Genomic DNA, 25,744 nt, shown 5'->3' with positions numbered 1-25,744 from the left:
TGCTTTCGGCTTCCACCGAAGATGCGAATAAAGATACTGCAAGGCGCGAAGGCGGTAAATAATATGTGTTATTTGTTACAAAATTGCCTGTAACGCCAGCATGACTCCGGGGGGCGGTGCCCGCTAAAGCAACCGGCAGGGTTAGGCTGGGACAACCCTGAGAGCGCTCAGCTTCAGATGCAGCGGCAGGTCGGTTTGCAGTTTGGCCAACTTGTAGCTCAGGCGCGCCATATCGCGGCCTTCGCGTAACTTATTGGCTTGTCGGCTGCCGAGGGTGCCCAGGGAATGGTAGAGGTTGGCGAGGCTGCGGTACGTGCGCAGTAACTCACTGGCCGACTTGGGGCCTATACCCGGGATACCGGGAATTTTATTGCCGCTGTCACCGCACAGAGCGATGTAATCGAGCAGTTGGTGCCGCTCGATGCCAAGCTTGGATTCAAACGCCTCAATATCGAAAAACTGTCCGGCGAAATGATCCCACTGCCGGATATGGGGTGACATCAGTTGCAAGAGCCCCTTGTCAGTTGACACGATAATGGCCTCGCCGCCACTGGCGGCCAGTTTGCAGGCGAGGGTGGCTATGACATCGTCTGCCTCTGAATCGGCATTGACCGAGTGCACATCCAACTCTTCGAGTTTGATTTTCAATGCCGGCAAGCCTTTGGCGAGGGCTTCAGGCATGGGTTTGCGGCCTTTTTTATAGTCCTGGTACAGGTGTTTACGCCATGAGACTGCATCGCCATCCCAGACGATGGCGCAGTGGGTGGGCTGATGGCCCCGCAGTAATTTACGACAGGCCTGGGCGACCCTTTCATACAGGGTATCCATGTCGCCCTCGTCTGGCAGGGCGGCATGGATACGGCGGATAAGGTTTAAACCATCTATGATGAGCAGGCGATTCATCTGACTATCTTGTAACAGGGTTCGTAGGCGCTGCCCGGCAACTTCATGCGCTGTTGATTGACAAAGGCCTGCAGCAATTCGTCCATTAATTCCATCAGCCGGGGATCGCCCCTGAGCTCAAAGGGACCGTGTCGTTTGATGAGGCGAATGGTCTCGCCTTTCACGTTCCCGGCAACAATACCCGAAAATGCCCGGCGCAGGTTGGCCGCAAGTTCGGCTTTATTGTGTTGAAAAAACAGGTGCAGGTTTGCCATCACTTCGTGAGTGGGGACAAAGGGCAGTTGAAATTCCGGCTCGATACGCAGTGACCACTGATAGGGGTAAGCATCGCCATTGGTTTTGCGAAACACCTTCACCTGTTCCATGCCTTCGCGCATCACCCGCGCCACTTCATCGGGATTATCTATGATGATGTGGTACTTGCTTCGGGCTTCCTCTCCCAGAGTCGCCGCAATAAATTCATCAATTTTAATGAAGTAATCGGCGCTTTCTTTTGGACCGGTCAACACCAGCGGGAAGGGGATATGCTCGTTGGCCTTGTTCAGTAAGATACCCAGCAGGTACAAGAGTTCCTCGGCCGTACCTGCGCCGCCGGGGAAAATCACTATGCCATGCCCCAAGCGCACAAAGGCCTCCAGCCGTTTTTCAATATCCGGCAATATCACCAGCTCGTTGACGATTTGATTGGGGGGCTCGGCAGCTATAATACTGGGCTCGGTCAGACCAATATAGCGGGCATTACAGATGCGTTGTTTGGCGTGACCGATGGCGGCGCCCTTCATGGGGCCTTCCATGGCGCCGGGGCCACAGCCGGTGCAGATATCCAGCTTTCTGAGCCCCAACTGATACCCAACCTCGCGGGTATACTGGTACTCGATGGCATTGATACTGTGGCCGCCCCAGCACACCACCACATTGGGATCGTTTTTGGTGGGCAGGGCACGGGCGTTTCTGAGGATATCAAACACCACATTGGTGATATGGTTGGCGTTGGTAAGGTTGATGTGCTTGAGGTTATCGTACTTGTCGGCAATGTAGAGAATGTCTCTGAGCACTGAAAACAAATGCTCCTGAATACCGGCGATGATCTGGCCATCGACGAAGGCTTGTTCGGGGGGATTGATTAGCTCAAGCTTTACCCCGCGCTCACGCTGCAGGATGTTGATTTCAAAGTCTTTATATTTATCGAACAGCTCTGACGAACTGTCGCTTTTCAGGCCAGAGGCCAACACGGCCAGTGAACAGTTGCGATAGAGTTGATAGAGGGTACTTTTGGCACTTTGCTTGAGACGATCGACTTCCAGCTGGGAAAGCTGATCCATGCTACCACGGGGACTGACTTTCACTATCATAGCAACTCCTTAAGCGTCGACAGGAGTTGCTTACTCCCCACAGGGGCTAGCAGTCGATAATTACCCTGTCTCTGCTCTCATGTTTGGCTTTGTAGAGGGCCGCGTCAGCTCGCTCGAAGGTTTCGTGAATGAGCTCATTATCCATGACCCGTGCGGCCCCTATGGATACTGTAACTGTAATTCTCTGATTTTTAAATTTAAATGGAATATTTTTTACTTTCTCACGCACCCGGTTCAGAAGTTGCACTATGTCAGTATCAGACACTTCAGGAATGAGCAGCACAAATTCTTCACCGCCATAACGAGCCACAAACTCGGTATCCCGCAGCGAGTTTTTCAGCGCCATGGCAATCACCTGCAGGGTCTTATCGCCGGTGCTGTGGCCAAAGTTGTCATTGATGGACTTGAAGTGGTCTATGTCGGCCACCGCCACCCACAGGGGATGCTTATGGCGCTGGAAGTTTCTGAATTCCTGCTCCATGCGCTCCTCCAGTGCTGCGCGATTGGGCAGTTGGGTGAGGGTATCCAGCAGGTTCAACTTTTGCTGTTCAAACAAACGTTCTTTATAGTTGCTGGCTTCTTCGGCAAGTTCATTGAGTTCTTTGCGCATGGTCTCCATGGACTTGCGCAGCAAGGCTTGTTCCCTTTGCTCCAGGGCTTCTTTGCGGGACAGTGCCGAGCGCAGGCTGGAGAGCTGCTCGGTAATTTGAAACTTGAGGGTAGTGATATCGTCGATATCCACTATGGCTTCCCCCACGTTGTCGACCCGTGAGTTGATTTCGCGGTTGAGTTGGTGCTTGAGCTGATGACTGCGCTGGGCATGGTTGTATGAGTCTGAAACGACTTCACGCACCGCAGACAGGGCATCATTCAGGGCGTACAGAAACTCCTGAGAGGCACTCTTTTCACGGGCGATATTATCAACCAGCAGCGACAGTATGGTTTGATAGGCATCCATCAGCCCTTCAACATCTATCTCTCCTGCCAGCATTTCTTTAATCACCAGCACCTGATCCCGCTGGTCTTTGCGAAACTCGATTTCCGAGATAATTTGAGCCAACTCATGGGCCAGCTGACGGTGTTTTGGCAGCACAGTAAGAGGTTCACCGGACTTAAACTGTGCCGACAGTATCTCTTCGTAAAACGCCATCAACTTTTCCACCTTGGGGATATATTCCCACACAGTGTGCAGTGGCTTGGAGAGATCCTGTTTGAAGTAGGTGACTTCTTTTTTAAGTTTGTCGGGGGCGGACTCGACCCGCTGAATTTGGCGCACCACGCGGCCAAGGCCGGCGCGGCTGTCTTCGAGCTGTGCCATTACATGGTGATATTGGCCTTTGAGAAGGCGCTCCACTTCCACCATGTCCGGCAGGGCATCGTCGAGCTTTTCGTAGGTGGTCAGTTGGTGGCGTAACTTGGCGAGCCGGTTATCCAACTCGAGGTTTTGCCCCTTACAGGCCAGGCTCAGATTGGAAATGAACTGCAGCAGGGTTTGCAACTTGGTGTTGCGATCTTCATTGAGCTCATCCAACGCCACCTTTGCAGAATGGAGTTTCTGTTTGAGTAACGTGATTTGCGAAATCGCTTCGTTGGAGTCCTTCATGCAGAATGCTTTCCTGACTGACTAAACTGACTGTGTTTTCGTATGCTGAACCGGCATTTTGTCCACTGGATTAATGGTATCGCAATCGACCCAGAGTGCAAACGTAAGCCGCATTCCGGTGCAGAATATTTGACTGAAATCATCAATTAATTAATGGATCATTACCTGGTACGGGTGTCTGCCATTGAGGCCAGGCTATTTTATCTTTGTCGCCATTGGTTTCCACCCGAATAAGGCCGCGGCCGATACTTTTTTCCAGATGCAGATACAAGGGGTGACTGAACACGGCCGAAGGCGTAAAGTCCAGCGCCCACAGGGTGACATAAAGATCTTTATCCGCATCCAGAGACAAGGCGCCGGCCATTGCCATCTCAAGCACTTCTATATGATTGTTATCCGCAATAAAAAGTTCCGGATTAGGCAGTAAGGGCAGGTTGATAAAGCTGAGCTGCAGCCAACCGTCAACATGGGTAAGTTGGTTTCTGAGGTTAAAGAGCAGCGCATCTGCAGCCTTGATGGGTTCATCAAAACTCAATCCGAAAAGACCCGGGCGTATCACATAGGCTTTGATGCCGGGCAGCTTTTCAATGGCGTTAGCCGTTTCCAGGGCCGCTTCCACCATGCGTTTATGGCCAAGTTGAATATCAGACTCACATAAGCTGGCTATGCGCAGCAATGCCACCGCCTTGGTGTTTGGGCTTTTAATCGCACTGCGAAGGGCTGGTAAACCGGGGTGTGCGGTGGCTCCGTCCAGGGGCAGTTTATGCTTTAACGATTTGATTTTGGCCCTGAGATCCAGGCGCGAGCGGCGATAGTGCCACACCACGGTTGCCAGAGTGAGTACCAGCATCAAGGTGCCCGCCAGCAGGATAGTGCGCTCCCTGAGCTGGGCATGGCTCTCTTGCAGTTGTTCATTCTTTTGGTGTAAGTCCAGCTTCAGTTTTTGCTCTGTCAGCGCCGAGGTACTTGGATTGGCTGCAACCTGAGGGGCGGTTTCCTCTTGTTGCAGGCCGATGATTTGCTCCTGAAACTCCAGCGCGCCTGCCAAATCGGCCAGGGCTTTTGCTGCAATCACCTTTTGGCTGAGCGCGCTGATAAGTACATCACTGAGGGACTGCTGCCGGGCGAGGTCGTAGGCAATGTCCGCATGCTCACGGCACGGCTGCCACTGGGATAACTTACAGAAGGTTTTGGCAATCAACACTTCGTTATATACCAAAAAGTGCTTCATTTTCCGCTCGGCAAACATCTGATTGGCCTGTTGCAGATAATTCAGCGACAGTTCGAGTTCACCCAGTTCACCGTAGGCTTCACCCAGGTTGTGGAAGTTACGGGCAAGGGCGGAATAATTGCCACTGCGTCTGTCTACCTGAACGGCATTCAGGTAATAGTCGATAGCCTTGTTCCACTCGTTATTACCTGCATGGGTCACGGCGATAGCCGTCAGGGTGGCAGACAGGTAGTTTTCACTGCCTAACTGTCCAAAGGTTTCGGCAGCATCGTGTGCATGGCTCAAGGCTTCACTGCGTTGTCCCAAATCACGATATACCTTGGCCAGCTGCATTTGCAAAAAGGCACGCTGGAAAGGATGGTGTTCCTGATCTGACAACCGCAAGGCTTCGCTGTAATGCTGCAGCGCCTTGGTCAGTTCCTGCTTTTTGTTGTAATACTTGCCAAGCTCGGCTTCGGCGTTGGCTATCAGATAGTCATCCCGCAGCTGATAGGCCTGGTCACGGAATTTTTGCAGATGCACCAGAGCGGTCACGTCCTGATTGATCATCAGATACATACCACCCAGTTGTTCATGCAGGTTGAGCCTCAGCACCTGCGAGGCCAGACTCTGGCTTTCCTGATCCTGAGTGAGCGCCTGAATGAAATAGCCAGCCGCTTCTTCGAACTTGAGTTCAAGCCTGCCCAGCATCCGGCCTCTGAGCATCAGGGCCATGGCTTTTTCGTAAGGGGTGGCCGCCGATTTTTCCAGCGAGCTGACAATCAGCTCAAGGTCCTGGGCCTTGTTGGCATTTTCAACGTTGGGCTGCAAATTGGCACGGGCAATCAGGGCAAGGAGTTCGGCGAGTTCCTCTACCGACAAGCCCTGTTCTCTGGCGTAAGCACTGAACGCTGAACGGGTTTCCAGCGGTGAGGGAGGCAGAGGCAGCGACGCATTTACCCGGTCAAAAACCTGCTGGGGAGATTCTCTAAGCTCGACTTCTTCCGACTTGAGGTCTCTGGCGAATGCAAAATGGGATAAAAACAGAATTAACAGCGAAAAAACCAATAAAATAAATCGCATAAATTATCCGTCACTCAAGTCTGCCCCTGCAAAATCAGGAAATTGTCAGCATTTGTGACATCAGGATGAGGGGAGATGAATGTCTTGTTATACTCAAGCCCTTTTATTGGATTCCATCATACCTATAAGGACAACAGAGTGGAACAAAAGTTAACTGCCTTTTTACCCTTGTCACTGTTTCTTTCGGCTTCCGCGTTCGCCGGTGTGGACTACCATATCGATCTTTCTTCTCCGACCCATCATCTGGCCAAAGTTGAAGTACGTTTTCCCAAGGTGGAGGCCGGTGACTTTCCGGTGAATTTGCCCGTGTGGCGCACCGGTAAATATCAGGTATTACCGCTTGCCGACGGCGTGCGGGCCTTCCAGGCCACGGATGCCAGTGGCAATGCGTTGCCCTGGCGTCGCAGCGCCAGCGGCGAGTGGGTGTTGAGCCTGCCGGCGGCGTCCGAAGTGACTGTATCCTATCAGCTTTATGCAGATGAGCTTGGGCTCAGAACCCGCCATATTGATGCCACCCATGCTTATCTGGATGCCAGCAGCGTGTTTATGTACAGCCCGCACTTTCGGGACGAGGAACTCAGTGTCAGTCTTAAGGTGCCCGATGGCTGGCAGAGTTATTCGGGTATGAACAAGGGCGACGGAGCCCACCGTTTTGTGGCACCCAACTATGATGTGTTGGTGGATTCACCCATCGAAACCGGTGTCAGCCACCATCGCAGTTTTTCGTCCGCCGAACGTGACTATGAATTGGTTGTGTGGGGGGAAGGGAATTATGACCTAGATAAAATGGTCACCGATTTGACCAAACTCGGTAACCAGGCCAGTGCTATCTGGGACGGTTTTCCCTTCGAGCGCTATGTGTATATGGTTCACGCCACCAGCGGTGCCCGGGGTGCCACAGAACATCTCAACTCCACCGTCATTCAGTTGCCGCGTTTCATGTTCCGCGAACGCAAGGACTACCTGAGATTTATCTCCACCGCATCCCACGAGTTTATCCATACCTGGAACGTCAAAGCCTATCGTCCAGCCGGCCTGGTGCCCTATGACTACCAGCAAGAAGGGTTGACGTCCTTGCTGTGGATAGCCGAAGGCTCCACCAGCTATTTCCAGCATCAGCTGCTGGCCCGTGCCGGTGTGATAACCGCTAAAGAGCTGCTCGAAGATATCGCCGGGCGTATCGAACGCCATCAGCAAACTCCCGGCCGTGAAATCCAGTCGGTGGCTGAGGCCAGTCTCGGGGAGTGGGTGGCTCAGGGGGGCGATTATGCCCACAATCACAGTGTGAACATCTACTCAGAGGGGTACATGGCGTCGCTGGCGCTGGACATGGCTATCCTCTCTGACACCAAGCTCAAGCACTCATATCGTGATGTGCACCGGGCCTTGTACCGCGACTTCGCGGTGCCAAAGAGCTACCGCGTTGAGGATGTCAAAGGCATACTGACCCAGCTGACCGGCAAGGACTATGGCCCCTGGTGGCAGAGTCATATCGACTCACCCATGGCGCTGGATTTTGATGAGCTGCTGTCCCGCGCCGGGTTGAAACTGGTGTATGGCAAAGACGACAGCGACAATAAAACCAAAGTCTATCCGGGCTTTACCCTGGCATCCGGCAGCCTCAAGCTGCAAACCCTCGATCGGGGCGGCAAGGCATGGGAAGCGGGATTGGTTGCCGGTAACGAGCTGGTTGCCATCAATGGCCTCAAGGTCACCGCTGACGGCTTTGACAAACGTCTGGCCGACTTCAAGGCGGGCGACAGCATCAATGTGACCTACTTTGCCGACGATAGCCTCAAACAAACTGCTTTGGTGCTTGGTGAAAGGCCCGAGGGTAAAGCTGCGCTCAAGCCGCTGAACAAGGTGTCCGACAAACAAAAGGCCTTCTTTAAGGCCTGGCTTGGCATTGACTGGCCGTTCGACAAGAAAGGTGAGTTTAAAAAGAGTTGATATGAAGGCCGGCGTAAGCCGGCCTTTTTTATCCCCGTGGCCATTGGCGGTTATTGCACGGTAAGGCCAGCACAGCACAGGACACATTTGCTAAAACTTCTGTGGCCTAATTCTGCTGACGGGGCCACTTCGCTTTGATAGTGTCTGGGATTGCTTTTATGTCCGGTACAGACTCCTTTCAACATTATCAATAAAAACGACAGGATAACCACCCAATGAAACTTCGCCTCTCTGTTGCCGGCTGCCTGCTGGCCCTGGGAACCTTTGGTCTGCCAGCCCACGGCAGCGACGGTTATTTTCGCTTCCCCGAACTGCATAAAGACACTCTGGTGTTTACCGCCGAAGGAGACCTTTGGCTAAATCGTCTCGGCCAGACACAGGCCAGCCGTCTGACAAGCCAAAGTGCCGAGGAATCCCAGGCCCGAATCTCTCCCGACGGTACCCAGGTTGCCTTTGTGGCCAACTACGATGGCACTGACGAGGTGTATTTGATGCCCATCGGCGGCGGTGAAGCCAAGCGGGTCAGTTTTGAAAACAGTCGGGTGAGGTTGCAGGGCTGGAGTCAGGATGGCAGGGTGCTTTATGCCACCGACAACGCCTTTGGCCCGGCCAACTATTGGGTGCTGCGCCTGGTCGACCCCAAGAGCCTCAAGACCGAAGATCTGCCGCTGGCCGATGCCATTGAAGGCGCCATGGATGATAAGGGGCAGTATCTGTATTTTGTCCGTTTCGGCCTGCAGGCCACCGGGGATAATGCCAAGGTGTATCGCGGCGGCGCCCGTGGCGAGTTGTGGCGCTATGAGCTTGGCAGTAATAAAGAAGCCGAGCGTTTGCTGGAAGGCCACCCTGGCTCGTTGCGCCAGCCCATGCCATGGCAGGGGCGTCTTTACTTTATCAGCGACGCCGATGGCAACGATAACCTCTATTCTGTGACGCCCAATGGCGATGATCTTCGCCAGCACAGCCAGTACAAGGATTTCCAAATCCGTGCTGCCCGTATCAATGACGGCAAGCTGGTATTCCAGATGGGCGCCGATATCCGTGTACTGGATATTGCCAGCGGCAAAGACGAGGTCTTGCCTCTTACGCTCACATCAGACTTCACCGCCCGCCGTGCACGCTGGGTCAATAACCCCATGGATTATGTGTCGGATGTGCGACTGGCACCCTCCGGCGACAAGGCGGTGATCACCGCCCGCAGTAATGTGGCCATTGCCGCCACCGACGGGCGTCGTCTGGTGCAGGTGGGGGTACCAGCCGACAGTCGTATCCGCAACGCCGTGCTCAGCCACGATGGTCAGTCGGTATTTGCTATCAGTGATGCCAGTGGTGAGCAGGAGCTGTGGCGTTTCCCTGCCGATGGCAGTGATGGCGGCGTCCAGCTGACCCAGGATGCGGGTGCCATGCGCATGAGTCTGGTGTTGTCGCCTGACGGCCGTTATCTGGCCCACGACGACTACGACGGCAACCTGTACCTGTATGACATTAAAAAAGGCACAAACAGCCGCATCGTGACCGGCCATCAGGGCCTGGGGCCTTACGGCGATATTATTTGGTCACCCGACAGTCGCTTCCTTGCACTGGGGATGAACATCATAGGCCAAAACCGCAGCCAGATAGTGCTCTACAGCCTGGAGGAGAAGCGCCAGGCAAGCCTCACCAGCGACAAATACGAGTCCTTCTCGCCTGCCTTCAGCCGAGATGGCGAATGGCTGTATTTCCTGTCCAACCGTGAATTCAATGCCACCCCCGGCTCGCCATGGGGCGATCGCAACATGGGGCCTGTGTTTGACAAGCGCACCGGTGTGTTTGCGCTGGCACTGAAACAGGATGCCCGCTTTGCCTTTGAGCGTCCTACTGAACTGAGCACCGGCACCAAGCCCGCAGAGGGGGACAAGCCGGTCAGCCTCAAGGTGGACTGGCAAGGATTGGCAGGGCGCCTGTGGCAAGTGCCGGTGGGCACAGGCAACTTCAGTAACCTGACCCTGGGCACAGACCGCCTTTATCTGCTCGATGGTGATATTGCCGGTAATCAATCAGCACTGAAGGTGGCCAAATTTGATGGCTTGGCACCCAAGCTGGATACCTTCGGTGACGATATCGGCAGTTATGCTCTGTCGGTGGATGGCAAAAAGCTGCTGCTGTCAAAAAAGAGCAACCCCAATGAGCTCTTGATAGTCGATGTCGGTGACAAGTTGCCCGGCGACCTTGCCAACGCCAAGGTGCGTACCCAGGATTGGCAGCTTGAGCTCAATCCCAAAGCCGAATGGCAGCAGATGTTTGATGATGCCTGGCTGATGCACAGGGATTCTTTCTTCGACAAAAACATGCGCGGCGTGGACTGGAAAGCCATGCGAGACCGTTATCTGCCGCTGGTCGACCGGGTAACGGACCGTCACGAACTCAATGACATCTTTATGCAGATGATGGGCGAATTGGATGCGCTGCACTCCCAGGTGCGTGGCGGCGATATGCCCAAGGATCCAAACCGTCCGAATCCCGCCGGTCTTGGCGCCCGCTTTGCCCTGCGCGACAATGGCGTGGTGATTGAACACATCATGAAGACCGACCCTGAGTTGCCTGCCATGGCGGCGCCTTTGGCGCGCCCGGGTGTGGATGCCCGCGCAGGTGACTTTATCACCGCTATCAATGGCCGCAAGGTAGACACTGTGGCCGATGTGGCGAGTTTGCTGCGCAATCAGGGGGGCAAACAGGTGCTGCTGACACTGAAACGCGGCAACAAGACCCATCAGACGGTGGTGCTGCCTGTGTCTTCGCAGGATGAGGCAGGTCTGAGGTATCAGGATTGGGTGAATCACAATGCAGCCCTGGTGGCCAATGCCAGCAGCGGCAAAATTGGTTATCTGCACCTCTATGCCATGGGCGCCGGCGACATCGCCAGCTTTGCCCGCGAGTTCTACGCCAACTTCGATAAAGAAGGTCTGATTATCGACGTGCGCCGTAACCGTGGCGGCAATATCGACAGCTGGGTGATTGAAAAATTACTGCGTAAAGCCTGGGCGTTCTGGCAGCCAACCCATGGGGATGCGAACAGCAACATGCAGCAGGCCTTCCGCGGCCATTTGTTGGTGCTGACCGATCAGCTGACTTACTCCGACGGTGAAACCTTCTCTGCCGGTATTAAGGCGCTGGGACTGGCCCCCTTGGTGGGCAAGCAAACTGCCGGTGCCGGTGTGTGGCTCTCTGGCCGTAATGCCCTGACCGACAAGGGAATGGCCAGGGTTGCCGAGTATCCGCAGTACGCCGTGGATGGCCGCTGGGTGCTGGAAGGCCGGGGTGTGAGCCCGGATATCGAAGTCGATAACCTGCCTGTAGCTACCTTCAAGGGGGAAGATGCACAGCTCGCCAAGGGCATCAGCCTGCTCAAGGCGAAGATTACCGCCGAGCCGGTGCCAGAGTTCAAAGCCAAGCCCATGCCCCCCAGGGGCGAGGCCGACGATATCAAGTAAGGGACAACCAGCTAAGGGATAACCAGCTAAGGGATAACCAGCTAAGGGATAACCAGCTAGAGGATAAAACACAGGGCGACAGTCATCGCCCTCGGATTCAGGGCTGTACCGGCAAGGTGGTTCCCAGTCGGTACGGCCCTTTTTTATGCATGCTTAAATTTATGGATGCTTAAAAGCGGATATCCACTTCGCAATCGAGGCTGTTGGCGATAAAGCAGTTGGCATGGGCCTTTTCGTGCATCTTTTCCAGGGTTTCGCGGCTTACCTCCACCCCATCCATAAATTCTACATTGGGATTGAGCTGCATGTAGGTCACGGCCAGCTTGCCATTGTCGCGTTTCCCAAGTTCTGCCACGGCACTGTCTTCGTAGCTTTTTACCGGCAGTCGTTTAAGGTGCGCAATTGCCAGAAAGGTGAGCATATGGCAGGAAGACAGCGCCGCAAGCAGGATTTCCTCCGGGTTCACCATGGCAGGATTCCCCTTGTATTCCGGTGCCGAAGAAGCCTCAATAGCCTGGCCGCTGCCAAAGATGATTTGATGATCGCGGCTGAACTCGCCGTCAGGGGTATCGCTGGTGTGCCAGCGGGTTTGCAAACGAAAACTCAAGGTTATCTCCTTATTCGATGAGGCCGCTTTGGCGGCGGTTCTGTCGATACCGGCCCTATCTGAGGTCAGGTGCCCAAATCGGTATCCACAAAGATACGCGAGCCAGAGGTTTGGGGCAAAGCCTTGTGGTGTTCAGACCTTTGCAAATAGGGCAAGCCCGCCCAAGCGCTTTGATTATTATTCCATTCGTGATTGGTTTTGGCGGCAAATTGTGGCTGTTCAGACGATTTTTATCTATTCGTCAGTCAAAAGTTGGTGCCAGCGTGGCTTATGCCTATAAGTGAAGCTATAGCCTGTGTGAAAAAGTGGAAGTCGACAGGGGGTCAGGGAGCGGGGACGGCAGGGCATTATCACATTCACGGGAGCAGGTATGGATTCAGCCAACTTGTCTTTGTCTTCACTTCTTGTTTGCCTATTGTCTGGACTGAGTCTGGGGGCCGATGCGGCGTCGGATGAAGAGTCTCGCTTTGTTGTGCAGTTTAAACCCGGGATGGCATCCGAAGCCAAAGCCGGTGTAAAGGCCGCCGGGGGCATTCTGGTGCAGGATCTCGGTCGTCACAATGCGGCGGCATTTTTACTGCCAGCCAGCGCCGTGAAGGGGTTGCAGCACAATCCCCATATTGAGTATCTCGAAGTCGATGCGCTGCGATACCCCCTGTCTCAAACCGAGCCTTATGGCATCGCCATGGTGCAGGCTGATGTGTTGCGCCCCTATGCAGACAGTGCCGCCAACCGCACTGTGTGCATCATAGACTCGGGCATCGATATGGGGCATGAAGATCTCCCAAACAATCGGCTCACCGGCAGCTATGATGCCGGAACAGGCGATTGGGACAGCGATGAAAATCACCACGGCACCCATGTGGCAGGCACCATAGCAGCGCTGAATAATAATCTCGGTGTGATAGGTGTGCATCCGGGCAGTGCCCTGCATCTTCATATCATAAAAGTATTTGATGCCGATGGCTGGGCGTATTCGTCAAGCTTGGTGGCCGCACTCGATAAATGTATCGATGCCGGTGCCAATGTGGTCAATATGAGTTTGGGCGGTCCCCTTAAAAGCCGCACCGAAGACAGGGCATTCGCAGACGCCGAGACCCTGGGAGTACTCAGCGTGGCTGCCGCCGGAAACGACGGCAACACGCGGCATTCCTATCCGGCTTCCTACAATGCCGTGGTTTCGGTTGCGGCCCTCGATGAAAACAAGCAGGTCGCGGATTTTTCCCAGCGTACCAGTCAGGTGGAATTGTCTGCGCCGGGAGTGGGCGTACTTTCTACCCTGCCCATGGGACAGGCCGAAGTGGCCAGCGTGATGGCAGGAGGCAATGATTTTGATGCCGTCGCGATGGACGGAAGCCCCTATGGCAGCGAAACAGCCATGCTCGCTAACTGTGGGTTTGGCGACAGTATCTGTAACGCATCAGGGCAGCTTTGCCTCATAAGCCGTGGCAGCATCAGTTTTGCCGAAAAGGTACAGAACTGCGCCGCAGGCGGTGGGGTGGGTGCCATCATCTATAACAATGTCCCGGGTGAACTGTACGGCACCCTTGGAGGCGTTAACACCACAATTCCTTCTGTCGGGGTGTCGGATACCACAGGTGCCGCCTTGCAGCAGACCATAGGTCAGGTTGCCACCCTCAATGTGGCGCAGGGGAACTACGCCAGGTTCAGTGGCACTTCCATGGCAACGCCACACGTTGCCGGTGTGGCTGCGCTGGTTTGGGGACTGCACAGCAATTGCAGCAACACCGAAATTCGCACGGCATTGAGGGTCACAGCTGAAGACCTGGGGCCAACAGGACGTGATGATGCTTACGGATATGGTCTGGTGCGCGCATCGGCTGCCCATAACTACCTGATTGCTCACCCCTGCAGCGGTGGCCAGGGTTCCGGTGGCGGAGGTTCGGGAAGTGGTGGCAGCTGCAAAGGTAAAAACAAGCAATGTAACTGATAGCCAGATTGCTGCATCAGTCTGCCCGGTACGCTGCAACAGCTGCATTGCAACACCTTCTCCACATTGCGCGTGGCCTTTGGCCACGCGCTTTTTCTCCGCGTTTACCTTGGCGGCGCTGCACCCAAACAAGACTTGGTTTGTGGTTGAATAATCGGGTTTTATTAAGCATCACACACTCACCGGCAGCCCAGTGCATTCCGTCTTCAAACCCTGTAGGATTGGTCGATTGGTGACCAATTTTAAGGGAAGAGATGACAACTACAACAGGGCAATGGCCAAAACAAATCCCCTACATTATTGCGTCTGAAGCCTGCGAGCGGTTCAGCTTTTATGGCATGCGCAATATTCTGACCCCGTTTTTGATGACGGCACTGCTGCTGTCGGTGCCGGAACATCTCCGGGCCGGCGAAGCCAAGGATGTGTTCCACTCCTTTGTGATTGGCGTGTACTTTTTTCCGCTGCTGGGTGGCTGGATTGGCGACAGGCTCTTTGGAAAATACAACACCATTTTGTGGCTGTCGCTGCTGTACTGCGTTGGGCACGCTTTTCTGGCTATTTTTGAGGACAGTAAAACCGGTTTTTATACCGGCTTGTTTTTGATTGCCCTGGGCTCGGGCGGGATAAAACCCCTGGTATCCTCTTTTATGGGCGATCAATTCGATCAGAGTAACAAGTCGTTGGCCCAGAAAGCCTTCGACATGTTTTACTTCACCATCAATTTTGGCTCCTTCTTCGCCTCTTTGAGTATGCCCTTGCTGCTGAAACATTTCGGTGCTTCGGTCGCCTTTGGTATCCCCGGGGTGCTGATGTTTATTGCCACTGTCTTCTTCTGGGCCGGACGCCACCGCTACGTGCATATGCCACCTGAGCCCAAAAATCCCAATGGTTTTTTGCCGGTTATCAAAACCGCACTGTTGAGCCCGGGGGCAAATCGCTTTGGTTTGGCACTGGCGCTGATGGGGACAGTGCTTGCTGTGATTGCCCTTGGGTTTATGCCGTCGCTCGGGCTGGTGACCTCACTGTGCCTGGCGCTGGTGCTGCTGATGGGATTTGTGGGCAGTGGCGCTACCATGCAGCTTGACAGAGCCAGGGCGCGCCATGGGGATGATGCCGTGGAAGGGGTCAGGGCAGTGATGCGGATACTGGTGCTCTTTGCACTGGTCACTCCCTTCTGGTCGCTGTTCGATCAAAAAGCCTCAACCTGGATTTTGCAGGCCAATGAGATGACCAAACCCGAGTGGTTTGAACCGGCCATGATGCAGGCATTGAATCCACTGCTGGTGATGATCCTCATTCCCTTTAACAACTTTGTGCTGTACCCCACGCTCGAGCGCTGGGGTTTCAGGTTAACGGCGTTGGGCAAGATGGCATCAGGCATCGCCTTTTCCGGTTTGTCCTGGGTGGTAATAGGTAGCATTCAATTGATGATGGATGGCGGCAGCGCCGTTTCCATTGTCTGGCAGGTATTGCCCTATGCGCTGCTCACTTTTGGTGAGGTGCTGGTGTCGGCTACCGGGCTTGAGTTTGCCTACAGCCAGGCCCCCAAGACCATGAAGGGCACCATCATGAGTTTCTGGACCCTGTCGGTGACCGTGGGCAACCTCTGGGTGCTTTTGGCCAATGCCAGCGTCAAGGGGCCGGGTATGACCGACTGGATTGCCGGTACAGGCTTGTCGGTGACGGCGTTTCAGATGTTCTTTTTTGCCGGTTTTGCTTTGGTGGCCGCGGCTGTATTTGCCCTTTACGCCAGAAATTACCGAATGCAGGACAATTACCGTGAGGCAGCGGCACCTTCCACCGCCTGACTTTGGATAAAGCGCTTAAGCTTAAGCGCCAGGGGCAAAGTGCCCGGCCATTGGAAGCGCCTGTAGCCGGAGACTCTGACGGCCTTTAAAGAAGACTCGGCTGCCAGTGGCGAAGGGGCTTTTTGTTTTAAAGCCGGGTTCAGCGAAGAGGCTCACGAGCTAAACACCAGCGGGGCCATCACAGTCATCAAAGACCTGACGATTCTGTAGGGCACAGGCAATAAAAAACGCAGCCAGATGGCTGCGTTTTTCATGTTTGAGATCTTACTCGATGATATTGGCGTTGTGGTAAACGTTCTGCACGTCGTCACAATCTTCCAGGGCAGCGATAAACTTGTCGAATGTCGCCACATCTTCACCGCTGACATCGGTTTGTGTTTGAGGTACGAAGCTGATTTCTTCGACTTCAAAGTTGATGTCGGGCATGGCATCGGTGAGGGCGTTTTTGGCCTTGAAGAATTCGGTGTGTGGGGCATAGACGCTGATCATGCCGTCTTCGCTTTCCACGTCGCTTACGTCAACATCGGCGGCCATCAGGATTTCGAGAATTTCTTCGTCGTTATCACCGGCAAATACAAACACGGCCTGGTGGTCGAACATATGGGCCACAGTACCCGGACCGCCGAGCTTGGCATCGTTTTTCACAAAGGCCTGACGCACTTCGGTAAAGGTGCGCTTTCCGTTGTCGGTCAAGCAGTCAACAATCACCATGCAGTTACCCGGACCAAAACCTTCATAGCGGGCAGTATCATAGTCTTCACCGCCGCCACCCTTGGCTTTGTCGATGGCACGCTCAATCACGTGTGCCGGTACCTGGTCTTTCTTGGCGCGATCGATCAGACGACGCAGTGACAGGTTGCCATCGGGGTCAACGCCGCCATTCTTGGCGCACACGTAGATTTCTTTCCCGTAGCGTGAATAAATCCTGGTCTTCTGAGTGGCGGTTTTCGCCATGGATTCTTTGCGGTTTTGATATGCTCTGCCCATCTTGTTTTCTCGTTAACGCACAAAAAAATTTTTCGGATTCTATCAGCTTTGTTGACAGTTGTGCACCCGCTAAGCTTACGAGGCGGGTGACGCTAAACGTTTGTTGCATCACGAATGCGGAATTTGATGTATCAGTCTGCTGTACAAGTATTGCGCTTGGTTAAAAATTGTAGTGATATGTTAATTCAGCTGGTGGCTAATTTGGCCGCCGTCCATCGAAGACGGGATGCTTTGATGCCATACTCGGCCCGATTGAGCGTACTGGAAAGCGTCGCTCAGGAATGAAGGAATTAACTCTATATGCAAGGCGGTACATTAGAACAACAGCTTGCCGACTCGGCAAACGACTTGCTTGATCTGGAAGCCTCTCAGGGCGTCACTGTCACTGTGCTCTACTACGATGCACCGGCTGGCCTTATCATGCACAACGCGGTGCTGACTGGGTTGCCTGTCAGTGAAACGGGGCGGGTGATGATCCCTCAGTCTTTCAGAAACGGGAAATCCATCATCGTTGTGCTGGAAGGGGAGTGTAAAATACTCAACTCCCTCGGCGAGCGGGTATATGCCCAAAAGAGCCTCGGCCTCGACACGGACTGATGGTTTGCTTCCAACAAAAAATCCCGGCAGGTCCGGGATTTTTGTGTTTCTGGTGCAGCGGTTTCACGCAGTGAGACTGCTAGCCCTTTTTGTGCCTGGCCGGTGGTGCCAATGAACCGTGACTTCTATTTTTCAGGCGCAGCTGTCTATCCTTAGTTTCAAGGCCAGACGTTTAAGGGTTTGCGCCGAAGGGTGAGTTTGCGCCAGCGTGCGCAGGCCATAGATCCCCATCACCAGATATTCTGCCCGTTCCATTGCCGTTTGGGTGTTGGGGATTTCACCGCTGTCCATGGCGCGCTGAAACTGAGTCGCTAAACCTTGTTGGCAACTGCCCAGGCTCTTGCAAAGGAGAGCACTAATCTCGCTGTCCTGCTCGGCCAGTTCATTCAATGACTTGGTCAGCAAACACCCCTTGTCAGCGCCGCACTGACATTCCGCTACCAGGTTAGCCAGATAAGCATCGAGCCCGGCAACAACAGACCCTGACTCGGGGAAGAATGCCTGAAACTGCGCGGTGCGATCGGCCTGATACTGACCAATGGCCGCCAGCAACAAGCCTCGTTTATTTTCGAAGGCGCAGTATATTGACCCCGGATGTAACCCTGTGGCACGGGTTAAATCCTGCATGCTGGTTTTGCTGTAGCCCTTTTGCATAAAGGCTTGCATGGCTTGGCGGAGCACTTGCTCGCGATCAAATTCGGCGCTGCGCATTTTGGGTTCCTGTGGTTGGGGTAAGAATAGGTTAACAGACTTTTTTGAATGTATGTTCAAAATAGTTCTTGAATGTATGTTCAAGAATGATTATTTTGAATGCCTGTTCAAAAATAGGAACCACCATGACTGACATACTCTTTACTCCAGTGGCGCTGAATGAGCGCATCGAGCTGAAAAACCGCATCCTGATGGCGCCCCTGACCCGTTGTATGGCAGACGATGCGCTGGTGCCAACCCAGGCAATGGTCGACTACTATGCCCGTCGCGCCGATGCCGGGCTGATTATCAGTGAAGCCACTATTATTCGCCCCGATGGTCAGGGCTATCCCAATACCCCGGGTATCTTTAATCAGGCGCAAATTGCCGGATGGCGTAAGGTCACCGATGCCGTGCATGAAAATGGCGGTAAGATTTTTGCCCAGCTGTGGCACACAGGCCGGGTGGCACATCCTCACTTTTGGGGGGGCACAGAAGTTATCGCCCCGTCGGCTGTGGGTGTAGAGGGCACTGTGCCCAGAATGCGTGAGCTCACCTATTTGGTGCCCCGTGAAGCCACGGCGTTGGAAATTGCCCAGTTGGTGGAGGACTATGCCAAGGCGGCCGAAAATGCCATCGAAGCCGGGTTTGACGGAGTCGAAATCCACGGTGCCAACGGCTACATGATTGACGAGTTTTTGCATTACGACAGTAACCGCCGTGACGATGAATTTGGTGGCAGCCCTGAAAACATGGTGCGCTTCCCGCTGCAGGTGGTAGATGCTGTAACATCACGCATCGGAGCTGCGCGCACGGCGCTTCGCATTTCACCGGCTGCCTACTTCAATATCCAGCCGGATGCCCGCGACCGGGCAGTGTTTGATCTCTTGCTGTCTGAATTGGATACCCGTGAGCTTGCCTATTTACACGGCGGTATATTCGACGACAGCGTTCATTATGATTACCTCGACGGCCGGGTCAGCGAGTATTTGCGTCGCCACAGTCGCCACACCCTGGTGGGTGTTGGGGGATACGATGCCGAAACAGCGGCTGCCGCCATTGCCTCAAACAAGTTTGATGTGATTGCCATTGGCAGGCCTTTTATCGCCAATCACGATTATGTGGCCCGGGTGCGTGAAGGCGCTGAGCTCAAGCCTTACAGCGATGAGCTGCTGCCTGTGCTCTACTGAGTTTCAGATAGCCCCATAAACAAAAGCCCCGCCGTTGCGGGGCTTTTTTATGTCAGCGGTGTTACTCGTTGTCGAGTTTATGTTTACCCAGCACATTGAGGCGGGACACGGCCCGTCCAAGCAGAGTATCGAAGCTGGCGTCATCCACATTGCCCACTTCGAGGCCGGTCAGCAGCGCCATGGCTTCGGTGACATGGTCTACGGCATAAATATGAAATTCGCCGCGACCCGCTGCCTCCACAATGTCGCTCCTGAGCATCAGGTTTTTCACATTGCTTGATGGAATTATCACGCCCTGGGTGCCGGTGCGGCCCTTGATGCCACAGACATCATAAAAGCCTTCAATCTTTTCATTCACGCCGCCTATGGGCTGAGACTCTCCAAACTGGTTCATGGAGCCTGTGATGGCCAAATCCTGGCGAATGGGCACACCGCTGATGGCCGATACGATGGCGCAGCATTCCGCCATGGAGGCGCTGTCGCCATCCACCCCACTGTAGGATTGCTCGAATGTCAGGAAGGTGGTGAGCGGAATGGGCCTTTGCTTGCCAAGCAGAGACGACAGATAGGCGGTGAGGATCCACACGCCCTTGCTGTGTATGCGGCCACCCAGGCGAACCTTGTGTTCGATATCCAGCACTTCGCCTTTGCCATAGGCGGTGGTGGCGGTTATGCGGTTTGGCGCGCCGAATTCATGATCCGTGGTGGAAATCACCGACAGTGCATTGACCTGGCCGGTAACGGCGCCTTCTGCGCTGAACAGGGTTTGGCCACTGAGAAACTGCTGCATCACCATGTCTTTCAGGCGACACACACGGAGTTCCTGATTTTTAAGTGCCATCTCCACGTGCTCGCGGCCTATCTCACTGGCGCCGACACTTTTGGCGCAGTAGTTGGTTTCTCTGAGCAGGTTGGCGATGTTGGCTGAGTGCAACGACAGACGGGTCTGATCGTCTGCCTGACGGCTGGAGTACTCGAGGATGCGGGCCAGCGCCGAGCGATTGCAGTGCAGCATATTGTTGTCGTGCACAATTGAAGAGATAAAGCGTGCGTAGAGCGCTTCGGATTCATCGTGCCTAGGCATCACATCTTCAAAATCGGCGGTCACCCGAAAGAGCTCGTTGAAGTCCGGGTCATATTGCTGAAGCAGCTGATAGGTTTGGTAGTCGCCAAAGAGAATGATCTTCACATCCAGCGGGATGGGTTCGGGCGCCAGCGAGATGGTGCCGGACAGGGTGACTTCCCGCTCCAGGCTGTTCAAGTCCAGGCTGCGGGAACGCAGCGCTTTTTTCAGGCCATCCCACACGTAAGGCCGTTCCAGCACCTTGATGGCGTCCATCAGCAGTACACCGCCGTTTGCCTTGTGCAGCGAACCCGGACGGATCAGGGAAAAATCGGTAAATACCGTGCCCTTGAAGGTGGCATTTTCGATATAGCCAAAGAGACTGTGGTAGTTGGGGCTTTCTTCCACCACCACCGGAAACTTGTGCTCGTCCTGGCATACCAACACATTGATTTGGTAGCGGCGGGGCATTTTCTTATCCAGAGCGGCATAGGCGAGCCCCAGCTGTTCTTCGCTTTCCTCCAGAAAGATATCCAGATTGTCGAGGATGTCTCTCTGCATTTCATTCAAAAAGGCTTTGATATCATCCTGATCGCGATACTTGGCCTTGAGGGGTTTAAAGAAATGAGCCAGCACCTCCTTGGCGACCTGTTCGTCGTGCTCCTGCTGTTTTTGTGAGAACTCTTCTTCCCACTCGGTGAGCTGACGTATGATGCCCCTCAGGCGCTTTTCCAGGCCTTTAATGCTGTTTTCAAAGATTTCACGCTCTTCATCCGTAAGGGCGCTGTAGCTTTCTTCGGTGTGGGGCTCTTCACCGTTCATGGCCATCAACTGGTAGTCGCCCTGTACCGACAGCGACAGGCTGATGCTCTTGCTTTTGGCTTCTTCGGTCAGTGCTGTCAGCGCGGCTTCCTGCTGACGTGACAGCTCGGTCTTCAACTTGTCAGCCCGGGAATAGTACATCTCGTTGTCAAAGGCGAGCGGCAAGGCCTTAACGAGTCGCAAAGACAGCTTTTCGATGTCTTTTTTAAAGCCATTCCCCTTACCGGCGGGCAGGCGTAGCACCCGCGGCACCCGGTTGTCGTCAAAATTGGCCACATAACACCAGTCAAAGCGCTGATTGGCATCAAAGTGATGGCGTTTCAGGTACCTCAACATCATGGTGCGTTTACCCAAGCCATTTTGGCCGATGGCGTAGATGTTGTAGCCCTTTTCATGGATAGACATGGCAAACTCGACCGCGCTCTGGGCGCGCTCCTGACCAATGATGTCATCCAGTGGCGGCAAGGTGGCCGTGGAAACGCAGTCCGGCGCCAGTCCGGACAGGGTCGATACCCGGTACAGCTTGTCGGTGGCGAGTGTTGTGATGGCCATAGGGTCCCTTAGAGTACCAATTTAATATTTCTATTACCGACAATAAGATAGCCCGGAGACTAAGGCAAACCCCCGGTAAAGCGAGTGTCTAAATTTCAAGCAGGCATTTGGGTGTTGTGCCGCGACTATGCGGGTTCTGTGCAGCAACAAGTCCTTGGCAGGCGTAAGTTTCCGTTCTCTGACTCTCGAGTACCGGCTACACTATTTGGGTAGTTATTCGGATTTGGAGCGGGTATTGAACAGTCGGTCGCACAGCAATCATCAGGCTGCCTTGGAAAGCGTATCTCCCATGCTTGAATGGTTTGTTGACCATACCCGACTGGGGGCTGGGCTTTGGGATTGCAGGGGAGTTTGCCTGTGGCACCAGGGGACTGACGACGAGCCCATTGCCACCCTGACGCTCAGAGGCATTGCTGGCGATCTTAAGCTCTGTTTGCATGGGAAAGCCCTCAGTGCCCCCCATGAGACATTGGCCAGAGCGCTGCTGGAAGGTGTTGCTGCTGTGCTCGGTGCGGGTGAATCCGGGCTGCTCCAAAGCTTTATGGACGCCTTTGAAGAACATATCTGGATAAAGGATGCCGAAGGGCGATACCGATTTATCAACCAGAGCACCCTGGTGTCCTGGGATATAACCCGGGCGCAGATACTGTCGTACAAAGATGCTGAAATCTTTCCCGAGCGTTTTGCCGAGTACACAGACACAGATCACAAGGCGGTGAAGGAAGGGCATCCCATCGTCGTCGCCGAGTGCATCGATCGCAGTCTGGACAAGGGCAATATCTGGCTCGAAACCATCAAGGCGCCCATGTACGACACTGATGGCAGACTACTTGGCGTCATAGGCACCACCCGGGATATTGCACGGTATAAAGCCGCCGAAGAGCAATTACTGCTGACCTCCAAGGTATTTGAAAACGCCATTGAAGGGGTCATGATCACCGACTCCAACGGGGTTATCACCGAGATAAATGGCGCCTTTGAAACCATCACGGGTTACAGTCGCGACGAAGTGATAGGTAAAACGCCCAAGCTGTTGAATTCAGGTCGTCACGAACCGGACTTTTTTGAAAACCTCTGGCGAGCCCTGAAAACCCAGGGCCACTGGCATGGTGAGATTTGGAATCGTCGCAAAAACGGTACCCTGTTTGCCGAGCAAACCAGCATCAGCGCCGTGTATGGTGAAGATGGCCAAATTCGCTGCTTTGTGGCGGTGTTTTCCGATATTTCGCTGCTCAAGCAAACCGAGGCCGAGGTAGCCCAGCTTGCCTGGCACGACCCGCTCACCCGTTTGCCCAATCGCTCCAAACTCAACACCATCACCCAGCAGCAAATCAAACTTGCCGCCAATCATAAAACCCGGCTGGCGTTGCTGCTAATCGACGTGGATTTATTCAAGCATATCAACGACAGCTTTGGTCATCTTGCCGGTGATAAGGTGTTGCTGTTGTTGTCTGAGCGCCTCAGCGCCCTGCTTGGCGCCGAAGACACCCTTGCCCGAATTGGGGGAGATGAGTTTGTACTGCTTACCCAGGTCAGGCGCCGTGACGATATTCCCGTGATCCTGTCGGCTATACAGCGGGCCTTCGATACCAGTTTTGACACCAGTCAGGGGGAGTCAGTACGCCTCAGTGCCAGTATTGGTATTGCCGTGTACCCCGACGATGGGGATAACCCCGATACCCTGCTCAAAAATGCCGATGCCGCCATGTACCGTGCCAAACAACAAGGCCGGAATCGTCATGCTTTTTATACCGAACAAATGACCCAAAGTTCCATGCACCAGCTGCGTTTGCAAACTGCGCTCAGAGGCGCGGTCAAAAATGGCGCACTGTCTTTGGTGTATCAACCGAAAATTAATTTGCGCACCCGTAAATTGATTGGGGTAGAGGCCCTGTGCCGCTGGACAGATCATGAACTTGGGGTGATTTCACCGGCGGAATTTATTCCGGTTGCCGAGTCCATTGGTCTGATGCCGGAGATTGGTCTTTGGGTATTGAAAGAAGCCTGTCGTCAGGCGCGGATTTGGCGCGATCAGGGCCTTAACCCCGGACGCATGGCGGTCAACGTGTCTGGCTCACAGTTGACAGGCGATAATTTTGCGGACAGCGTCGCCAGGGTACTGAAACAAACCGGTCTCTCCCCTGAAGCGCTTGAGCTGGAAATCACCGAATCTGTGGTGCTGGACAATCCCGCCGGCGCTATCGACATCCTGGAAAAAATCCGTGGCATGGGGGTCAGCCTGGCGCTGGATGATTTTGGAACCGGCTACTCTTCATTGAGTTATTTGCGCAAGCTGCCCCTGAACAAGCTCAAAATAGACCAGTCCTTCGTCAGGGAACTCCCCGCCGATCAGGACAGCGGCGCCATCGCCATGGCCATCATCGCCATGGGGGATGCGCTGAAACTGGGGGTAATAGCCGAAGGGGTAGAAAACGAAGCCCAGGCCGAGTTTTTGCTGCGTTTGGGCTGCATTGAGGCCCAGGGTTACCTGTTTGCCAGGCCCTTGTTGGCCTCAGAGCTGAAACAGCTGCTGCTTGGTGAGTGATCCTGGGATTAAGCCTTGTTACTATAGCGCCCTTTGATTTGTGCTCCGGAGTCCCCCGTGTCCTTTGCCGCTTTTAACCTGCCTTCTCCGTTACCTGAAAATCTCTCCCAGCTCGGCTATACCCAGCCAACCGAGGTGCAGGCCGGTGCCATCCCAATGATGATGACCGGGAAAGATCTGATGGCGAAAGCGGCCACAGGCACGGGTAAAACCGCCGCCTTTTTGCTGCCGATACTTGCCCGGCTTATCTCTGAGGAAGTGCCCGTTCGCAACCTGCCTGCGCCAAGAGCACTGGTGCTGGTGCCCACCAGAGAGCTTTGCCAGCAGGTTTATGATGCCGCCAAAGCGCTGACAAAAGGCAGCGCCGTGCGTATTGCCCAGGTCTATGGCGGTGTGGCTCTGGAGATTCAGCTGAATGCCATCAAGGGCGGCGTGGACTTGGTGGTGGCAACGCCCGGGCGTCTGCTTGACCACCTGAAAAAACGCACCCTCAGAATCGATACCGTCAGCCAGTTGGTATTTGACGAGGCAGACCGCATGCTGGATATGGGCTTTGAGGATGAGATCCGGGCGTTGGTGAAAAAGCTTGCCAAAGCGAGGCAAACCGCGCTTTTTTCTGCCACCCTGGGGGACAATGTCTGGCAGTTGGCCAAAAGCCTGATGGACTCGCCAACGCTGCTGGAAATCGCAGCGGGCAAAGATGACAAACCCTTGATTGAAGAGCAGGTTTATCAGCTCGACAGCGAGCGCAAGTTCGATTTTATCTGCCACTTGCTGGGTAAAAACAGCTGGTCGCAGGTGCTTATTTTCAGCCGTACCAAAGAAGGGGCCGATAAGCTTGCGGCCAAACTGGTAGAGGCCGGGCACAGCGCGGCTGCCCTGCACGCCGACCTGAGCCAGCGCCAGCGGGAGCAAAATCTTGCTGACTTTAAGGGGGCTGAGGCGCGGATTTTGGTGGCCACCGACGTGGCGGCGAGGGGCCTGGATATCCAGGCGCTGCCTTGCATCATCAATGTCGAACTGCCCTTTAAAAAGGAAGATTACGTACATCGCATCGGGCGTACTGGCCGGGCCGGCAGCGCCGGGCTTGCCATCAGTTTGCTGGATGCCGCCGACGAGCCTTTGCTGGTGGCCCTTGAGCACTACCTCGACCGGCGTTTACCGCAGCAGTGGTATCCGGGTTTTGAGCCCGATTTGTCCATCCGCCATGAGCGGCCCCGCAGCCTGAGTAAAGCGGCTCAAAAGCAAAAAGCCCGCAAGCGGGCTTTGGCAAAGCGCTGAGGCGCCGTTTTAAGCGGCGACTTGACCAGATCATCAGTCAGGCTGTCAGGTCCGGCGGCGAAGATACTCATCCACCGGAC

The 25,744-nt window shown here is 54.4% G+C and carries 16 protein-coding genes; 8 read left to right on the top strand and 8 right to left on the bottom strand.

Annotated elements, in window-relative coordinates:
- Window positions 1-141 precede the first annotated feature (141 nt).
- From xni to JQC75_RS12545, 4 genes are all read right to left on the bottom strand, one after another.
- A complete protein-coding gene (gene xni / locus JQC75_RS12560) occupies window positions 142-903 on the bottom strand; it encodes a flap endonuclease Xni (protein WP_203324420.1) in 762 nt (253 codons plus the stop codon).
- A complete protein-coding gene (gene ppnN, locus JQC75_RS12555; protein ID WP_203324419.1) occupies window positions 900-2,255 on the bottom strand; it encodes a nucleotide 5'-monophosphate nucleosidase PpnN in 1,356 nt (451 codons plus the stop codon). The genes xni and ppnN overlap by 4 nt, the downstream gene beginning before the upstream one ends.
- Before the next feature lie 46 nt (window positions 2,256-2,301).
- Window positions 2,302-3,858 (bottom strand): GGDEF domain-containing protein, encoded by a 1,557-nt coding sequence (locus tag JQC75_RS12550; protein WP_203324418.1) that lies wholly within the window; start codon window positions 3,856-3,858, stop codon window positions 2,302-2,304.
- Between the two features lie 142 nt (window positions 3,859-4,000).
- The gene (locus tag JQC75_RS12545; protein ID WP_203324417.1) at window positions 4,001-6,151 is read right to left on the bottom strand and encodes a tetratricopeptide repeat protein; all 2,151 of its coding nucleotides are present in this window, start codon (window positions 6,149-6,151) and stop codon (window positions 4,001-4,003) included.
- Between the two features lie 138 nt (window positions 6,152-6,289).
- Between JQC75_RS12545 and JQC75_RS12540 the strand changes: the two genes are divergently transcribed.
- Both JQC75_RS12540 and JQC75_RS12535 read left to right on the top strand, forming a co-directional pair.
- The gene (locus tag JQC75_RS12540) at window positions 6,290-8,101 is read left to right on the top strand and encodes a M61 family metallopeptidase (protein WP_203324416.1); all 1,812 of its coding nucleotides are present in this window, start codon (window positions 6,290-6,292) and stop codon (window positions 8,099-8,101) included.
- A gap of 215 nt (window positions 8,102-8,316) precedes the next feature.
- The gene (locus JQC75_RS12535; protein WP_203324415.1) at window positions 8,317-11,571 is read left to right on the top strand and encodes a S41 family peptidase; all 3,255 of its coding nucleotides are present in this window, start codon (window positions 8,317-8,319) and stop codon (window positions 11,569-11,571) included.
- 169 nt (window positions 11,572-11,740) lie between these two features.
- On the opposite strand, the gene JQC75_RS12530 is transcribed toward JQC75_RS12535, so the two are convergent.
- Window positions 11,741-12,178 carry an OsmC family protein gene (locus JQC75_RS12530; RefSeq protein WP_203324414.1) on the bottom strand — a complete coding sequence of 146 codons (438 nt, stop codon included), beginning with the start codon at window positions 12,176-12,178 and terminating at the stop codon, window positions 11,741-11,743.
- A 370-nt stretch (window positions 12,179-12,548) separates the two neighbouring features.
- Between JQC75_RS12530 and JQC75_RS12525 the strand changes: the two genes are divergently transcribed.
- Entirely contained in the window at window positions 12,549-14,129 is a 1,581-nt protein-coding gene (locus JQC75_RS12525) for a S8 family serine peptidase (protein WP_203324413.1), read from the top strand.
- Between the two features lie 254 nt (window positions 14,130-14,383).
- Complete coding sequence (locus JQC75_RS12520) at window positions 14,384-15,937, top strand: POT-type proton-dependent oligopeptide transporter (RefSeq protein ID WP_203324412.1); 1,554 nt, start codon at window positions 14,384-14,386, stop codon at window positions 15,935-15,937.
- A 264-nt stretch (window positions 15,938-16,201) separates the two neighbouring features.
- Here JQC75_RS12520 and JQC75_RS12515 read toward each other — a convergent pair whose 3' ends face one another.
- On the bottom strand, window positions 16,202-16,924 hold the full coding sequence (locus tag JQC75_RS12515) for a YebC/PmpR family DNA-binding transcriptional regulator (RefSeq protein ID WP_203324411.1): 723 nt from the start codon (window positions 16,922-16,924) through the stop codon (window positions 16,202-16,204).
- A 420-nt stretch (window positions 16,925-17,344) separates the two neighbouring features.
- On the opposite strand from JQC75_RS12515, the gene JQC75_RS12510 reads away from it, so the two are divergent.
- The gene (locus JQC75_RS12510; RefSeq protein ID WP_420832832.1) at window positions 17,345-17,521 is read left to right on the top strand and encodes a TIGR02922 family protein; all 177 of its coding nucleotides are present in this window, start codon (window positions 17,345-17,347) and stop codon (window positions 17,519-17,521) included.
- Window positions 17,522-17,653: 132 nt separating this feature from the next.
- Here the strand turns inward: JQC75_RS12510 and JQC75_RS12505 are convergent, their stop codons facing one another.
- Window positions 17,654-18,232, bottom strand: a complete 579-nt coding sequence (locus JQC75_RS12505) for a TetR/AcrR family transcriptional regulator (RefSeq protein ID WP_203324410.1) — start codon at window positions 18,230-18,232, stop codon at window positions 17,654-17,656.
- Window positions 18,233-18,357: 125 nt separating this feature from the next.
- Between JQC75_RS12505 and JQC75_RS12500 the strand changes: the two genes are divergently transcribed.
- Window positions 18,358-19,401 carry an alkene reductase gene (locus JQC75_RS12500; RefSeq protein WP_203324409.1) on the top strand — a complete coding sequence of 348 codons (1,044 nt, stop codon included), beginning with the start codon at window positions 18,358-18,360 and terminating at the stop codon, window positions 19,399-19,401.
- Between the two features lie 61 nt (window positions 19,402-19,462).
- On the opposite strand, the gene JQC75_RS12495 is transcribed toward JQC75_RS12500, so the two are convergent.
- The gene (locus JQC75_RS12495; protein WP_203324408.1) at window positions 19,463-21,838 is read right to left on the bottom strand and encodes a Lon protease family protein; all 2,376 of its coding nucleotides are present in this window, start codon (window positions 21,836-21,838) and stop codon (window positions 19,463-19,465) included.
- Window positions 21,839-22,073: 235 nt separating this feature from the next.
- On the opposite strand from JQC75_RS12495, the gene JQC75_RS12490 reads away from it, so the two are divergent.
- Both JQC75_RS12490 and JQC75_RS12485 read left to right on the top strand, forming a co-directional pair.
- Window positions 22,074-24,383 (top strand): sensor domain-containing protein, encoded by a 2,310-nt coding sequence (locus JQC75_RS12490; RefSeq protein ID WP_239002004.1) that lies wholly within the window; start codon window positions 22,074-22,076, stop codon window positions 24,381-24,383.
- 57 nt (window positions 24,384-24,440) lie between these two features.
- Window positions 24,441-25,664, top strand: a complete 1,224-nt coding sequence (locus JQC75_RS12485) for a DEAD/DEAH box helicase (protein WP_203324407.1) — start codon at window positions 24,441-24,443, stop codon at window positions 25,662-25,664.
- Window positions 25,665-25,744: the final 80 nt, after the last annotated feature.

This window comes from Shewanella litorisediminis (assembly GCF_016834455.1).
Lineage (GTDB): Bacteria > Pseudomonadota > Gammaproteobacteria > Enterobacterales > Shewanellaceae > Shewanella > Shewanella litorisediminis.
This window is presented reverse-complemented; position numbering and strand designations above follow the sequence as displayed.